This is a genomic window from Nocardia heshunensis (assembly GCF_054782115.1).
This window is the reverse complement of the sequence record NZ_BAAGTC010000004.1, coordinates 1,233,498-1,248,692: the sequence shown is the minus strand read 5'-3', so window position 1 is coordinate 1,248,692 and position 15,195 is coordinate 1,233,498. Positions and strand designations below refer to the sequence as shown.

Below are 15,195 nucleotides of genomic sequence, written 5' to 3'. Positions count from 1 at the left end.
ACCCTTACTAGCTAGAGGTCAGAGCTGTGACATCGAATGCAACCGCCGCCACGGACCACCGAAACGGGTTCGTCCCGTTCCCCGCCGACCTCGCCGAGCAGTACCGGGAAGCCGGTTACTGGGCGGGAAATCCGCTGGGTGAGCTCCTGCGTGACACGGCCCGCCGGTGGCCCGATCGGCCCGCGCTGCTCGGCGAGGCCGCGACCACCTACGCCGAACTCGATCGCGCCGCGGATCGAATGGCCCACGGCTTCTTGCGCTTCGGCATCCGGCCGGGCGACCGGGTCGTGGTACAGCTCCCGAATGTCGCCGAGTTCATCCCGATGCTGTTCGGGCTGCTGCGCGCCGGAATCATCCCGGTCCTCACCCTCCCCGCCCACCGGCGGGCCGAGATCGAGCATCTGACAAGGCTTTCCGGCGCAGTCGCCTATGTAGCCGCCGACCGCCTCGGCGACTTCGACTACCGCACCCTGGCCGCCGAGGTGAGCGAGCGCGTGCCGACCCTGCGGCACGTGCTGATCCTCGGCGATCCCGGCCCGTTCACCGACCTGAATTCGATTCCCGCCGAGGGTGATTCCCTCCCGATGGTCGATGCCTCCGATATCGCGCTCATGCTGGTCTCCGGCGGCACCACCGGCCTGCCCAAGCTGATCGCCCGCACCCACGACGACTACGCCTACAACGCGCAGGCCAGCGCCGAGGTCTGCGAACTCGGCCCGGACGACGTGTACCTCGCGACACTCCCTGTCGCCCACAACTTCCCGCTGGCCTGCCCCGGCGTACTGGGCACCGTCGCCACCGGCGGGGCGATGGCCTTCGTCACCGATCCCAGCCCGGAGAGCGCCTTCGCCGCCATCGAGCGGCACCGCGTCACCGTCACCGCCGTGGTCCCCCCGCTGGCCCAGTTATGGTGCGCGGCAGTCGAATGGGAGGACGCGGACCTGTCCTCGCTACGCCTGCTGCAGGTGGGCGGCGCGAAGCTGGCGGAGGTGAATGCCCGCGAGGTCGCGCCCGCCCTGGGCGTGCGGCTGCAGCAGGTGTTCGGCATGGCCGAGGGGCTGCTCAACTACACGCGTGCCGAGGACTCCGAAGACCTGGTCTGCGTCACGCAGGGCCGCCCCCTGTCCCCCGCCGACGAGGTCCGGGTGGTCGACGAGGACGGCCGCGACGTCCCGGACGGTGCGGAGGGTGAGCTGCTCACCCGCGGCCCCTACACGCTGCGCGGCTATTACCGTGCCCCCGAGCACAATGCGCGCGCCTTCACCCCCGACGGCTTCTATCGCAGCGGCGACCTGGTCCGCCGCCTGCCCAGCGGTCATCTGATCGTGTCGGGCCGCATCAAGGACGTCATCAATCGCGGCGGCGAGAACATCTCCTGCGACGAGCTCGAGGAGCACCTGCTCGCCTACCCGGGTGTGCGGCACGCCGCCGCCGTCGGCCTGCCCGACCCGGCGCTGGGCGAGAAGGTCGGCGTGGTGCTGGTGACCACCGGCGAGCTCCCGTCGCTACCCGCCGTCAAGACCTTCCTGACCGAGCGCGGGCTGGCCACCTACAAGCTGCCGGATGTGCTGCGGCAGGCCGACTTCCTGCCGGTCACGGCCGTGGGCAAGATCGACAAGAAGGCCCTCGCCGCGCGTATCTGACGCACTCGTCATAGAGTTCATCTATGGGCGGGTGGAGCACAGCGAATATTCCGGATCAGACGGGCCGGATCGTCATCGTCACCGGCGCCACCAGCGGCCTGGGCGAGGCCACCGCGCGGGCGCTGGCCGCCGCCGGGGCGCAGGTGATCATGGCCTGCCGCAATGAGATCAAGGCGCAGGCGGTGGCCCGGACCATGCCCGGGGACGTGCACATCCGGGCACTCGATCTGGCCGATCTGGCCTCGGTGCGCGCCTTCGCCGACACCGTCGAACGGGCCGACGTGCTGATCAACAATGCGGGCGTGATGGCGGTGCCCAAGCGCGCCACCGCCGACGGCTTCGAATTGCAGATCGGCACCAACTATCTCGGCCACTTCGCCCTGACCGGCCTACTGCTGGACCGGATTTCGCAGCGCGTGGTGAACACCTCCAGCATCACCCACTTCATCGGCCGCATCGATCTCGAGGACCTGAACTGGAAGCGGCGCGCCTACTCCCGCTTCGGCGCGTACGCGCAGTCCAAGCTGGCCATGCTGCTGTTCACCTACGAACTGCAGCGGCGGCTGGCGATCACCGGCTCGGACAAGTTGTCGGTGGCTGCGCATCCCGGCTACGCGGCCACCGAGATCAGCGGCGAGACCCAGAACGTGCTGGAACAGATCGTCGGACTGGGCAATCGGCTGATCGCGCAGAGCGCCGAGATGGGCGCGCTGCCAACCCTGTACGCCGCCACCGCCGACGTCGAACCCGGCGGCTACTACGGGCCCGACAAGTTCAACTGGCGCGGGCACCCGGCCCGGGTGGGCTCGAATGCCGCCTCCCACGACGAAAAAACCGCCCGGCAGCTCTGGGAGCTGTCCGAGCGGCTGACCGGCGTGGAATTCCGCGTCTGACCCCACGCCGGGGACTGCGGATCAGGCGCGCACGACGTAAGGCGCTACGCTGCCCAGCTTTTCGCAGGTCTCCTCGAACTCCCGTTCCGGGCGGGACTGGCCGACCACACCGGCACCCGCACGCAGCCACGCGCCCGCGCCGGTCTGATAGACCGCGCGCAGCACCAGCGTCGCCTCCAGCGCACCGTCGGGCGAAACCGTCACCACCGCACCGGAATACAGCCCACGCGGATCGTGATCGAGGCGGAAGACGGCGTCCACGCCCGCGGCCTTCGGGATGCCGGAGGCGGTGACGGAGGGGAACAGCATCTCGAGCGCATCCCACGGGCTGCGGTCCGCCGCCAGGCGGCCACGCACCGTGGAGGCCAGATGCTGCACGCTGCCGCGCTCGCGCACGGCCATGAAGTCGGAGACCGCGGTGGTGTCGGGCTCGGCGACCGCCGCAATCTCGGAGAAAGAGGTCTGCACGGAAATGGCGTGCTCGACAATCTCTTTCGGATCCCGGACCAGCTCGGCACGCGCCGCCATATCGACCGCGTCGCCGCGCCCGAAGGCACGGGTGCCCGCCAGCGGTTCGGTGGTGACCACGCGGTCGCCGTCCACGGCCGCCACCAGTTCCGGGCTGAAGCCCGCGGCCTCGAGGCCACCCAGGCGCAGCAGGAACGAGCGCGCGGGCGTGTTGTGCATGCGACCCAGGCGGTAGGTGGCCGGAATGTTCACCGCGAAGGGCAGTTCCACCTTCCGCGACAGGATCACCTTCTGGTACTTGCCCGCCCCGATCTCGGCGACGCCGGTGGCGACCCGGTCCTGGTAACCGGTGGGATCCACGGTGACGTCCACGGGGTGTGCCTGCGGCAGCGCGCCGCGCTGGGCGGCGGCGATCAGTTCGTGGATGTCGCCGGTCTCGGCGGGAGTCGCGCCCGAGACGCGGACGCCCGAGGAGTCGATGCGCACCTCGATGCGCGGAATCATCAAGTGCGCCAGCGTCGCCCGCGGGTGCACGTGCTCGGTCGCACCCAGCGACCAGGCGCAGAACTCGAATCCGATCCAGCCGTAGGCATTCCGCTCACCCAGCGGCAGCCCGGCCAGCGCCCGGTCGACGGCCTGTGCGGGGCTGCCGGTCCACGGTCCGGCGGTGGTGTGCCCGTCCCAGCTGACCCGCAGTTCGTTGGCGTCGAGTTCGACCCCGCCGATCGGGTCGGCCGCGAACACCCAGGTTCCGGGTCGTTCGTACACCACGTATTCGCCGAAGCGATCCGCCGCCGCCAGCGCGGAGACGGCCGCGACCGGATCGGTGACGTGTTCGCCCCACCGCTGCTCCCCCGCGAGCCGTACCCGTTCGTCAGCGACCGACACCAGACCTCCAAGGTTATGCTTACCTAAGTTGTTGAGTGAGGTTAGCATTACCTTCCTCGATGTGGGGAGGGCTCGATCGCGACCTCGATCACGCGGCACCTCGCACTCGCCCGAAACCCCCGCCCCGACCGGCGAATTGCGCGACCTACCGACCCTCCGCTCGCGTTTGGGATTCAATGGAGATCAGCGGCTCATGCGGAGGTAACGAAGATGCTCGATCATGACAGCCGGCTCCCCGAAGCCGCGCTCACCGCTCCGCATTCCGTGGTCGCACTCGTCGACGCCACCTCGCCGGTGGAACGCGAACTGATCGGACACTGGCTCGCCGAGGGCGGGATCACCCAGGAGTTCGGCACCACCGCGCCCGTCACCCAGATCGACCTGGATCCGGTGGCCGTCACCGACCGGCTGGTCGGACGCCACGACGACCCGCTGGTGGTTCCGGTCCGCGTGCTGTGGCTGCCGCCGGAACGAGACGGCGTGCGACGCACCACCTTCAGCGATCTGGTCACCCTCACCAACCCCCGCAAACCCAACCGGCTCATGCAACGGCGGCTGCTCAGCAAGGCCCCCGACCGGCACCTGGTGCTGACCGGACAGCCCGCCCGGCTCAGCGAGCTGCGCGCCAACAATCCCGGATCCGCCGCCGCCCCCGACACTTTCGGCCGCGCCATCGTGCGCGCGGGCATCGTCGCCCTGGAACGCGCCGAACGCGCCGTCATCGGCGACCGGTACAAGGTGCCGCGGCTGGTGGTCGAGGAGATCCTGGACTCGCCGGAGTTCCTGCGGCGGCTCGACGCCATCGCCGAGGAGACCGGCCTCGCGTCGCGCGAGGTGTACCGGCGCGCAGAGAAGGGGCTGCGCGAACTCGTCGCCGCCCAGTCGCGGCTGGTGTCGGACCTGTTCACCCAGGCCATGCGGCCGGTGCACGCCTCCACCTGGAAGGTCGACTCCGACGAGACCGGGCTGGACCGGCTGCGCACCCTCAACCGGCGCTATCCGCTGGTCTTCCTGCCCTCGCACCGCTCCTACGTGGACGCCTTCGTACTCGGAGACATCCTGGCGCGCAACGACTTCCCACCCAATCACGTGGTCGGCGGGGCCAATCTCAAGTTCTGGCCGATCGGGCCGATCGCGCGCCGCACCGGAACCGTGTTCATCCGCCGCAGTTTCGGCGACGACGAGGTGTACAAGGCCGTCGTCGAGGAGTACTTCGCCTACCTGCTGGCCAAGCGCTTCAACCTGGAGTGGTACTTCGAGGGCGGCCGCACCCGCACCGGCAAGCTCCGTCCGCCCCGCTACGGCCTGCTGAATTACCTTGCGGCCGCACTGCGTTCGAAACGCATCGACGACGTCATGCTGGTGCCGGTCTCCATCACCTACGAGCGGCTCAACGAGATCGGGGCAATCGCCGACGAGCAGACCGGCGGCAGCAAGCAGGCCGAGGGCCTGGCCTGGCTGGCCCGCTACGTCCGCAACCAGCAGCACTCCGCCGGGCACGTGTACATCCGTTTCGGGACCCCGCTCTCGGCGCGGGAACGGCTGGCCGTGCACGGAGATCCGCTGACGGCACACGCGATTCCGGTCACCGACGACAACTCCGAACTCGAGCACCTGGCCGCGCTCGAGCATCGAGCCGTGCAGCAGTTGGCCTTCGAGGTCGCCGTCGGCATCAACGACGTCACCCCCGTCACCGTCAACGCGCTCACCACCCTGGTGCTGCTGGGCGTGCACGAACGCGCCCTCACCCGCCGCGAACTGCGCACCGCCATCGAGCCCGTGCTCGGCTACGTCGAGAACCGCGACCTGCCGCAGGGCGAAATCGCCACGCTGCGTGAGGATCACCGGCTGGCCGTGGTGCTCGAACAGCTGGCCATCGCGAAGGTGGTGACCGTCTACCGCGGCGGGCTGGAACCGGTGTACGCCATCAATCCCGGGGCACACCTGGAAGCCGCGTTCTATCGCAACAGCGCCGTGCACTGGTTCGTCAATCGCGCCATCCTCGAGCTGGCCATTCTCAGCGCCGTCGAAGCGCCCGAGGGCGATCAACTGCGCACCGGCTGGGAGGCCGCCTACCGGCTGCGCGACCTGCTCAAGTTCGAGTTCTTCTTCCCCGAACGCGCCGAGTTCACCAGCCAGCTCACCACCGAGATGCTGCTGGTCGACCCGGAATGGCACCGCCGCACCGCCGCCGGGACCGTCGGCTCCGAAATCCTGGCCAAGCTGGCCGAATCCGGGTTCATGATGGCGCACCGCGTGCTGCGCTCGTTCTTCGACGCACAACTGGTGGTGGCCGAACGCCTCGCCGCCCGCGACCCGGTACTGGAGGTCGACCGCAAGGCGCTCATCGACGAATGCCTGCACGTCGGCAAACAGATGCTGCTGCAACAGCGGCTGCACAGCCCGGAATCGGTGTCCTCCGAATTGTTCGGCAGCGCGGTCAAACTCGCCGACAACCACGGATTGCTCACGCCCACCGACGATCCCGCCGACCTGGCCGCCCGCCGCGCCCGCTTCGCCGCCGAACTGCGGGCCATCGGCGCGCGCATTTCGCGCGCCGCCACCCTCGACCCGTCCAATCGGCTGGAAGCGCTATGACACACCGGGTCCGGGGAATCGGGGCGGGCCGTCCCGCGCTGCCGCTCCGGCCCGGCGTCGGCGTCACCCAGCGGCCCGTCGGGGCGATGACGCTCGATGAAGCGCTCGCGGCGGTGCGCTCCGGACCGCAAGGGCCGCGCATCGCCGCCGTCTTCGACTTCGGCGGGACCGTGGTGAACGGGTTCAACCCGCCGCCGCTGGCGCGACGCCTGTTGCGCCGCAGCAGCACCCAGGGCGCGCTCACCGCCGGACTGCTGGGCAGCATTCGCGGGGCCCGCAGCGAGGGCGAGTACGAACGCTTCCTGCAGAATGTGATGTACGGGTGGGCCGGAGTCGCCGAATCCGATCTGGAAGCCGTCGGCCGGGAGATCTTCGCGCACAGCGTGTACGGGCACATCTACCCCGAGGCCTGGCGGCTGGTGCGCGAGCACGAGGCCGCCGGGCACACCCTGGTGCTGGTCAGTTCGGTCACCCGCTACCAGGTGCAGCCGGTCGCCGACGAGCTCTCGATCCAGCATGTATTGACCACCGCCATGGCCGTGCAGGACGGCGTCCTCACCGGTCATGTGGAGGGGAAACCGCTGTGGCGCAACGGTAAAGCCGACGCGGTCCGCCGCTTCGCCATCGCCCACGATCTCGACCTGACCCAGAGCTGGGCCTACGCCGACAGCGCCGCCGACCTGCCGCTGCTGCACACCGCCGGGCACCCGGTCGCGGTCAACCCCGATCCGCGGGTGGTCCTGGAGGCCGCCGAAAAGGATTGGCCGGTCCTGCATTTCCGGCCCCGGCAGTCGCCCCGGGCCATCGACTACGTCCGCACCGTGGCCGGACTGACCGGGCTGCTCGGCGGGGCCCTGTTCGGGGTCGCCGCCAAGGCGCACACCAAACAGCGCCGCCAGATGGCGGATTCGATGATGACCTATGCCGCAGACTCGACCCTGCGCGGCACCGGGGTGAAGGTCCGTGTCCTCGGGGCCGAGCACACGCGCTCACCGCGCCCGGCGGTGTTCATCTTCAACCACCAGAGCCAATTCGACATCGTGGTGCTCGCCGAGGTGCTGGGCACCGGCTTCACCGGCATCGCCAAGCGGGAGATCACCAAGAACCCGATCTTCGGTCCCCTCATGCGATTCGTCGAGGTGACCTTCATCGACCGCGCGAACACGGTGGCCGCCAAGGCCGCCCTGGAACCGGTCGTCGAAACCCTGCGCGGCGGACTGTCGGTCGTGATCGCGCCGGAGGGCACCCGCTCGCTCACGCCGCGCGTAGGCACCTTCAAGAAGGGCGCGTTCCACATCGCCATCCAGGCGGGCGTGCCGGTCATCCCGGTGGTGATCCGCAATGCCGGTGAAATCGCCTGGCGCAATTCGGCCGTCATCCGCAAGGGCCGGGTGGACGTGGCCGTGCTACCGCCGATCGATGTCGGCGGCTGGGACCCGTCCGATATGGATGCCGATGTGGAGCGTGTCCGTCAATTGTTCGTGGACACGCTGCTCCACTGGCCGAAAGGCTAGCCGGCCCGAAAAGTTAGACGGCCCGGCCGAACAGCAGCTTCCACGGCATGGCCGCGGACTCCAGCTGCACCTTCAGGCTCATCTTGGACGCACCCAGGGTGCGCTCCTCGAAGCGGATCGGCACCTCCGCGATGGCGATGCCCTTCTTGACCGTCCGGTAGTTCATCTCGACCTGGAACGAGTAGCCGTTCGACTTGATCGAGGCCACATCGATGGCGCGCAGCGTATCCGCCTTCCACGCCTTGAATCCGGCGGTCGCGTCCTTGACGCCCAGGCGCAGAATCATGTTCACGTAGAAGTTGGCCCACGCGGAGAGCGCCTTGCGGTACCACTTCCACTCCGCGGCGGTGGAACCACCGGGGACGTAACGGGATCCGAGCACCACGCCCGCGTCCGTCGTCTCCAGCTTCTCCAGCATGGCCGGGATGACCTCGGCCGGGTGCGACAGGTCGGCGTCCATCTGGATGACGACGTCCGCGCCCTCGTCCAGCGCCTTGGTGATGCCCGCGATGTACGCGCGGCCCAGGCCGTCCTTCTCGGTGCGATGCAGCACGCTCACCACGTTCGGCAGGTCGGCGGCCAGTTTGTCGGCCACCTCACCGGTGCCGTCGGGCGAATTGTCGTCCACCACCAGCACGTGCAGGTCGGCCACCGGTAGCGCGGTCAGCCGCTCCACCGCCACCGGCAGGTTCTCCCGCTCGTTGTAGGTCGGCACCACCACGGTGACCTTCAAGGCTTTACCCTCCCGCTTGGTCGTTTTCTGGCTACGAAACCGTACCTGGTCCACCTGAGTGCCTCGTGAGCGCACCGACTCGGCACGCTCACCCCCATCGCTCAGGCGTCAGTCGTTCTCTTGGTCCTCGCGCCTATTTCGTTCTCGCACAATATCCAACGCCCGCTCGGCTGTCGCCTTATCCGGATACGGACCCATCCGCTCCGCGAACCAATGCTGCTTGCCTTGCTCGGCCCGATGATGCTTGAGGCAGAAGTACCACTGATCGTCAGCCATGAATCCAGCATGGCACCAAGATCAGAACGAGACTCCCGAAAACACGCGAAGAACCCCCGGAACGCCGAAAGACCCCCTCCAGTGGAGGGGGTCTCTCAGATCTTGTGGCCAGAGCCGGGATTGAACCGGCGACCTTCCGCTTTTCAGGCGGACGCTCGTACCAACTGAGCTACCTGGCCGAAAGGCACCCGATTCGAATGCCAAACTTTGTACTCACTTCTCGTGATGAGAAGTCTTGCGACCCTGACGGGACTCGAACCCGCGACCTCCGCCGTGACAGGGCGGCGCGCTAACCAACTGCGCCACAGGGCCTTGCTACTGTGCTCCTACAACGGTGTTTCCACCGTTGTACCCCCTACGGGATTCGAACCCGCGCTACCGCCTTGAAAGGGCGGCGTCCTAGGCCGCTAGACGAAGGGGGCCCGCCGGATTTCTCCGGACCGTTTGCTCAACGGCTTCCGTTGGGAGCGGAGATAGCTTATGACAGGCTCCGCGTTATTCCCAAATCAGCTGGTCAGAGTCCCAAGTTGAGATCTTCGAGCTTTGCGGACACCCGCCAGCCGACGCGCCGGAACTCCTCGATCCACTCGGGGGTCGCGGTGGCATCCACGATCACCTCGAGCGCCTCGGCGAACCGGGCACGCAGATCCGCCGGACCCGCCAGCACATCGGCGATATAACGCTGACCCGCCAACGCGGCCGCCAGGGTCCGGGTGAAGCGATCCGGGTCGGCGTCGGCGCGCAATTGCTTGTGCTCCGTGGCCTTCACCGCGAGCTGCCGAATGGCACGCCCCAGAATGCGGCCACCGCCGGCTTGAATATCTCGATAGAACTCGGGCTCGATGATGAGCCGGAACTCGGCTTGGATGATGATGTCGTTCTCCAGCCGCAGCGCGATCTCGTCGATCATGCCGTGCAGCACGTCGAGTGGACCGAGATCGGTTCTGGCGAGCCACCTTTCGGTGGATACCCGATAGCGGTCGACCGCCGCCTCCAGTACCGCGCGTGCCAGATCCTCCTTGGAGTCGAAGTGAAAGTACATGGCCCCCTTGGTCGCCCGGGAACCTTCCAATATGCGGTTGAGCGATGCAGCGGCATAGCCGCTCTTCCCGAACTCAACGGCGGCGGACCTGATGATCGCCGCGCGTGTCCGGCGGGCCCGCTCCTGTTGCCGTGCCATGCTCGAAACGCCTCCGAAGCTAGCTAACCGTCGCCGACCGGTTCCCCGGCCTCGACGCAAAGTTACGTGTCTTTCAAATACTTCAAATGGGGCTTCGCCCCGAATTACCAAACCTTTGGTACGAAAAAGCGCGAAAAACTTGAAACACACCAACTGGTATAGTTTTTCCCGCCCGGGTGCACCGCAGGGGGTGCGCACCCGGGCGATCACGTCGTATCGGTCCGCCTCCCCGCAGCTTCATGTGATGGAGCCGCGATCGGCCTGACCGGTCGCGACCACGTTCGGGCACTTCAACGATAAGCCGAATCCCGTGCCGCCGGGGCAATCCCGGTTCTTCGGGAATTCACCAGTCGGTCACCGTACCCGGTAAGCGCACCCAGCGTGAGGTGTACCGGAGAGTCAGTTAGCCAGCACACCCCCTATCGAAAGCCGCAATTTCCCAGCAATCGTATGGACGTTTGATCCGAAACGACGAATTCGCCCATATCCCACCGGTGTTCGGCAGAACGATCTCTGCGCTACGCGACATCCACACCGACACCGCATCACCGAGCGCCCGCCACCCCTGCGTCCGCGAGGGTTTCGACCTATCCGTACCCCCTGCCCCAAAAAGCTTGCCACACATCACCATTGGATGATATTCACACGCCGAGGCCGCGAAACAAACTGAGTGGCAAGACGATTGCCGGACCCCTCGATACCGGCAAACAGCGCCCGCTTACCCACGGCCGTCGAATCGATCGGGTGCCGGACACCCCTCCGGAAGCGGGCGCGACAGCACCACACCACCTCCGCACCCCACCCACACTCCGCGCCGACCCCTAGCGTCCCCCGGGTCCACCTACTCGCGGTGCCGCACCGACCGGTCCGCACCCTCACAGCGCCACATCGTCCCCCCAAACCCGCCCGCGCGACTCCCCAAGCGAACCCGATCGGCACGACCCGTCACCCCAACGGCACATCGCGTCATCCCCGCGGCGCCCCCCGAACCGGTACCCCACCCCCGCAGGGCACCCGCCCCACCCGCGCCCGTCTCGTCCCGAGTGCGCTCCCGGCGCACCGCACCACTCCGCCGAAACCGGCATGACCTGCGCAAACATCATCTGCCAGAGCACAATCGGATACTCATTTAACAGTTGCGGGGTCGGCACATTAAGCTGACGTACCGCAAGCCCCTATAGCTCAGTTGGTAGAGCTACGGACTTTTAATCCGCAGGTCCCAGGTTCGAGCCCTGGTGGGGGCACTCTGCGCGGGGGGCCCGGAATCATACCGCCGGGCCCCTCGCCACATCCGCGAATCTGTGGCAATCTGTCCGGATTTCACCTACCGTGACCTGAGTAGAGCTTTTCCCGGGATCCATCACCACAGGCGGAGTTCATGACTTCCTTCGATGACCTGCTCTCTCAAGTTCCCGTCGCCCAGATCGCCGAAAAGCTCGGCGTCGACGAGGCGACCGCCAAGACGGCGATCGACGCGGCCGTCCCCGTGCTACTCGGCGGATTCCAGGCACAGGCCGGCAACCCCGAGACCGGCTTGAATCTGGAGAACGAAGTCGCCAACCAGCCGCACGCTCTACTCGACGGCGGGGTCGACATCGATCAGGTGGATACCGCAGGCGGCAATCAGATCGTCGATCAGACCTTCGGCGCCGAGAAGAACACGGTGATCAGCGCGCTCGGCAATGTCGGCGGCAATGCCATCAGCCAGGATCTGATGGGCAAGCTGCTGCCGATGCTGGCGCCGATCGTGCTGGCCTACCTGGGCAAGAAGGCCCTCGGCGGCGGGGGCGGCGGCGCGGCCGCCGAATCCGGCGGCGGCGGCATCGGTGACATTCTCGGTAGCCTGCTCGGTGGAGCTACCGGTGGAAACAAGGGTGGCGGCCTGGGCGACATCCTGGGCAAGGCCATGGGCCAGAACGCCGGCAACGTCCTCGGCAATGTGCTGGGCGGTTTGCTGGGCAAGAAGTGAGCGCACATCGAAGGTGATGTGCGGCTAACGAACTGCGGCCCACAGCGATAGACCCGTCGCTGTGGGCCGTTGTCTTATGACATCTCTCACCAACACCGCAATGCTGCGCATGTGAGTTTCACATCACCCTACGGTCACGTAAGGTATGGGCCGCGGCGGCAGGCCGGCGAGGGTACGACAGCATGACGCACGACACGAAGGGCATGTATATGGCAAAGGATCTGACTCAACTCGAGCTACTGCGGGAGTTGGAGCCGGTTGCCGCGGAGAACGTCAACCGCCACCTCTCCCTGGCCAAGGAATGGCACCCGCACGACTACGTGCCGTGGGACGAAGGCCGCAACTTCGCCGCCATGGGTGGCATCGACTGGGATCCCGAGCAGTCGAAGCTGAGCGAACTGGCCAAGGCGGCCATGATCACCAACCTGCTCACCGAGGACAATCTGCCGTCCTACCACCGTGAGATCGCCGAGAACTTCTCCCAGGACGGCGCCTGGGGAACCTGGGTCGGCCGCTGGACCGCCGAGGAGAACCGGCACGGCATCGTGATGCGCGACTACCTGGTCGTCACCCGCGGCGTCGACCCGGTCGCCCTCGAGCAGGCCCGCATGATCCACATGACCAACGGATTCGCGTCTCCCACAGAGCAGTTGGAGAGCCTGGACAACGCCGGCTTCCTGTTCTCGGTCGCGTACGTGACCTTCCAGGAGCTCGCCACCCGCGTCAGCCACCGCAACACCGGCCGGGTCTGCGACGACCCGATCGCCGACCGCATGCTGCAGCGCATCGCGGCCGACGAGAACCTGCACATGATCTTCTACCGCAACATGTGCAGTGCGGCGCTGGATCTCTCGCCCGACCAGACCCTCGAAGCCATCACCCTCATCCTGGAGAACTTCCAGATGCCCGGCGCCGGAATGCCCAACTTCCGCCGCAACGGTGTGCTGATGGCCAAGCACGGCATCTACGACCTGCGTCAGCACCTCGAAGAGGTGGTGAACCCGGTCCTGAAGAAGTGGCGCATCTTCGAGCGCGACGACTTCACCGCCCGCGGCGAGGAGACTCGCGAACGCCTCGGCCTCTTCCTGGAGAAGCTGGGCAAGGACGTCGTGAAGTTCGAAGAGCAGCGCGACAAGATGCTGGCCCGCGAGGCCGCCAAGCGTGAGAAGGAACTGGCCTCGGCCAACAGCTAGTTGGCTGGGGGCTTCGCCCCCAGACCCCCTGATAGAGGGGGACTCCCGGGGGCTATGCCCCCGGACCCCTATACAAAGACCACGGCCCCTAGGGATTTCGATTCCCAGGGGCCGTCGTCTGCGCCACGGCAGGCGACTCACAGGAACCTCACCGGAGTCCCCCAGTCCTGCCGGTAGTGGTGAAGCGAATATGGAGAGATGAGCCTCGAGACCCGGGTCGGTACCGCGAATGTGGTGCTGCTGCACGGGCAACCGGGTGACCGGTCCGACTGGGATGCGGTCAGTGCCCGGCTGCCCGGTACGGTCACGCCGCTGGCCGTGGATCGGCCGGGGTACGGGGACAATCCGGATCCGGCAGGGTCCATCGAGGACAACGCGCGGTGGCTGCTCGAGCGGTTGGATCGCGACGGCATCGAAGACGCGGTGCTGGTGGGACATTCGTACGGCGGGGCCGTCGCCCTGGCGGTCGCGCTGCTGGCGCCGCAGCGGGTGCGCGGACTGGTGCTGGTCGCCAGCGTCGGGCCCGGCTGCCTGACCGCCTGGGACGAACTGCTCGCCGCGCCCGTCGCGGGCGAGGCCTTCGCGGTGACCGCCTGGTCGGTGCTGCCCTGGCTGGTCCGGAAGGGTTTGGACCACAACCCGTCCCGGCTCTTCACCCCGGCCGCACTGGACCTGCTGGCCGGTGTGCACCACCGGCACGGCCACGTCTGGCGCAGCTTCCTGACCGAACAGCGCGAACTGTTCGACACGCTGGAACGGTGGACGGACCGACTCACCGACATCCGGATTCCCGCCTTGATCCTCGCCGACCCGGCCGATAAGGTCGTCCCGATCTCCACCTCCCGCGCCCTGAGCAGGCAGTTGCCCTGTGCCCGAATCGAACTGCTCAGCGGGGGTGGCCACCATCTTCCGCGACGGCTACCCGACGTCGTGGCCGCTCGGATTGGCGCCTTTGTCGACTCGCTGGAGTGAACCGATGCGCGGCACCCTGGTCGCGGCGCGCGAACGCGCCCTCATCCAGTTCCACACCGAACGCCGCCACCCGGCACCCAAGCCGATCAGCGCGGGAGCGCCGCTGTGGCGGCAGGTCGCGGGCGAGGTGCGGTGGTCGTTCACGCCACCCGCGCTGTGGCTCGAGGGCGTCGGCGCGAATGTGGTGCTGTCCGGGCTGTTTCTGCTCATCTCGCCGCTGACCCTGCACCGGCACGGCTGGGGCGTGCTGGTCGGCGTCTACTTCGCGACCTTCGTGCTGGCCGACGTCACCACCACCAATGTGCTCGGCGTGGACGCCGACCGAACCCGGCTCAGCCTGGCCGCCGGGGTGGGGGTGCATCGGATCCTGCTCATCAAGAACCTCGCGCTGCTGCTCATCGTCGGACTGCCGACGCTGCTGGCCACGGCCGCGCTCACCATGAAGACCAGCGTGCACCCGACCGTGCAGCGGACCGGCGTCTCGGTGGCCGATGTCGCGCTGCCCATCCTGGCCTGGCTCGGGGTCGGCAATATCGTGTCCGTGCTGCTGGCGGTGCGGCCCCGCGCGCTCGGGCAGCGCTGGATCGCGCGGTGGCAGTGGCGCAGCACCGTGCCCTGGCTCACCCATCTGGCCCTGCCCTACGGGCTGTACTACTTCGTCCGGCCGATCGACGGCGAGCAGCGCGCCATCCTCGGCTATCACCTCGGCCGCACCATGTCGGGTGAGATGCGCGGCGCGATCCACCTCGGGGTCGGCCTCGCGGTGTGGCTGCTCGGCACGCTGATCGCGGTCGCCGTCGTGCGCCGACGCGGGCTGCATCTGTGGTGACCCCTGTGACCGGGGGCACTGCGCGGGGTATGCGGCTCT

The 15,195-nt window shown here is 67.7% G+C and carries 12 protein-coding genes and 4 tRNA genes; 9 read left to right on the top strand and 7 right to left on the bottom strand.

Features of this window, described 5'->3' with window-relative positions; translation table 11 throughout:
- The first annotated feature begins 26 nt into the window (after nucleotides 1–26).
- Together ACYVN4_RS18415 and ACYVN4_RS18410 are read left to right on the top strand one after the other, a co-directional pair.
- Nucleotides 27–1,643 (top strand): (2,3-dihydroxybenzoyl)adenylate synthase, encoded by a 1,617-nt coding sequence (locus ACYVN4_RS18415; protein WP_460722543.1) that lies wholly within the window; start codon nucleotides 27–29, stop codon nucleotides 1,641–1,643.
- 23 nt (nucleotides 1,644–1,666) lie between these two features.
- Nucleotides 1,667–2,536 carry an oxidoreductase gene (locus tag ACYVN4_RS18410; RefSeq protein WP_460722541.1) on the top strand — a complete coding sequence of 290 codons (870 nt, stop codon included), beginning with the start codon at nucleotides 1,667–1,669 and terminating at the stop codon, nucleotides 2,534–2,536.
- Between the two features lie 21 nt (nucleotides 2,537–2,557).
- Here ACYVN4_RS18410 and ACYVN4_RS18405 read toward each other — a convergent pair whose 3' ends face one another.
- Nucleotides 2,558–3,940, bottom strand: a complete 1,383-nt coding sequence (locus ACYVN4_RS18405; protein WP_460722539.1) for a salicylate synthase — start codon at nucleotides 3,938–3,940, stop codon at nucleotides 2,558–2,560.
- A 162-nt stretch (nucleotides 3,941–4,102) separates the two neighbouring features.
- Here ACYVN4_RS18405 and ACYVN4_RS18400 point away from each other — a divergent pair, with 162 nt between their 5' ends.
- Both ACYVN4_RS18400 and ACYVN4_RS18395 read left to right on the top strand, forming a co-directional pair.
- Nucleotides 4,103–6,490, top strand: coding sequence for a glycerol-3-phosphate 1-O-acyltransferase (locus ACYVN4_RS18400; protein WP_460722537.1), 2,388 nt, complete (start codon nucleotides 4,103–4,105; stop codon nucleotides 6,488–6,490).
- Nucleotides 6,487–8,004, top strand: a complete 1,518-nt coding sequence (locus ACYVN4_RS18395) for an HAD-IB family hydrolase (protein ID WP_460722535.1) — start codon at nucleotides 6,487–6,489, stop codon at nucleotides 8,002–8,004. The genes ACYVN4_RS18400 and ACYVN4_RS18395 overlap by 4 nt, the downstream gene beginning before the upstream one ends.
- A 13-nt stretch (nucleotides 8,005–8,017) precedes the next feature.
- Here the strand turns inward: ACYVN4_RS18395 and ACYVN4_RS18390 are convergent, their stop codons facing one another.
- The 6 genes from ACYVN4_RS18390 to ACYVN4_RS18365 form a co-directional block, all read right to left on the bottom strand.
- Entirely contained in the window at nucleotides 8,018–8,719 is a 702-nt protein-coding gene (locus ACYVN4_RS18390; protein WP_379355003.1) for a polyprenol monophosphomannose synthase, read from the bottom strand.
- Nucleotides 8,720–8,845: 126 nt separating this feature from the next.
- Nucleotides 8,846–9,013: a hypothetical protein gene (locus ACYVN4_RS18385; protein ID WP_460722533.1), complete on the bottom strand. Its 168-nt coding sequence runs from the start codon at nucleotides 9,011–9,013 to the stop codon at nucleotides 8,846–8,848.
- Nucleotides 9,014–9,118: 105 nt separating this feature from the next.
- Nucleotides 9,119–9,192, bottom strand: a tRNA-Phe gene (locus tag ACYVN4_RS18380).
- A 59-nt stretch (nucleotides 9,193–9,251) separates the two neighbouring features.
- Nucleotides 9,252–9,325, bottom strand: a tRNA-Asp gene (locus tag ACYVN4_RS18375).
- Between the two features lie 37 nt (nucleotides 9,326–9,362).
- Nucleotides 9,363–9,435, bottom strand: a tRNA-Glu gene (locus ACYVN4_RS18370).
- A 92-nt stretch (nucleotides 9,436–9,527) separates the two neighbouring features.
- Nucleotides 9,528–10,193 (bottom strand): TetR family transcriptional regulator, encoded by a 666-nt coding sequence (locus ACYVN4_RS18365; protein ID WP_379354260.1) that lies wholly within the window; start codon nucleotides 10,191–10,193, stop codon nucleotides 9,528–9,530.
- A gap of 1,171 nt (nucleotides 10,194–11,364) precedes the next feature.
- Here ACYVN4_RS18365 and ACYVN4_RS18360 point away from each other — a divergent pair.
- The 5 genes from ACYVN4_RS18360 (at nucleotide 11,365) to ACYVN4_RS18340 (ending at nucleotide 15,156) form a co-directional block, all read left to right on the top strand.
- Nucleotides 11,365–11,437 (top strand) — tRNA-Lys (locus tag ACYVN4_RS18360).
- Between the two features lie 134 nt (nucleotides 11,438–11,571).
- The gene (locus tag ACYVN4_RS18355) at nucleotides 11,572–12,162 is read left to right on the top strand and encodes a DUF937 domain-containing protein (protein ID WP_460722531.1); all 591 of its coding nucleotides are present in this window, start codon (nucleotides 11,572–11,574) and stop codon (nucleotides 12,160–12,162) included.
- 209 nt (nucleotides 12,163–12,371) lie between these two features.
- Entirely contained in the window at nucleotides 12,372–13,355 is a 984-nt protein-coding gene (locus tag ACYVN4_RS18350) for an acyl-ACP desaturase (protein WP_460722758.1), read from the top strand.
- A gap of 198 nt (nucleotides 13,356–13,553) precedes the next feature.
- Nucleotides 13,554–14,327 carry an alpha/beta fold hydrolase gene (locus tag ACYVN4_RS18345; RefSeq protein ID WP_460722529.1) on the top strand — a complete coding sequence of 258 codons (774 nt, stop codon included), beginning with the start codon at nucleotides 13,554–13,556 and terminating at the stop codon, nucleotides 14,325–14,327.
- Between the two features lie 4 nt (nucleotides 14,328–14,331).
- Nucleotides 14,332–15,156 carry a hypothetical protein gene (locus tag ACYVN4_RS18340; protein ID WP_460722527.1) on the top strand — a complete coding sequence of 275 codons (825 nt, stop codon included), beginning with the start codon at nucleotides 14,332–14,334 and terminating at the stop codon, nucleotides 15,154–15,156.
- Nucleotides 15,157–15,195: the final 39 nt, after the last annotated feature.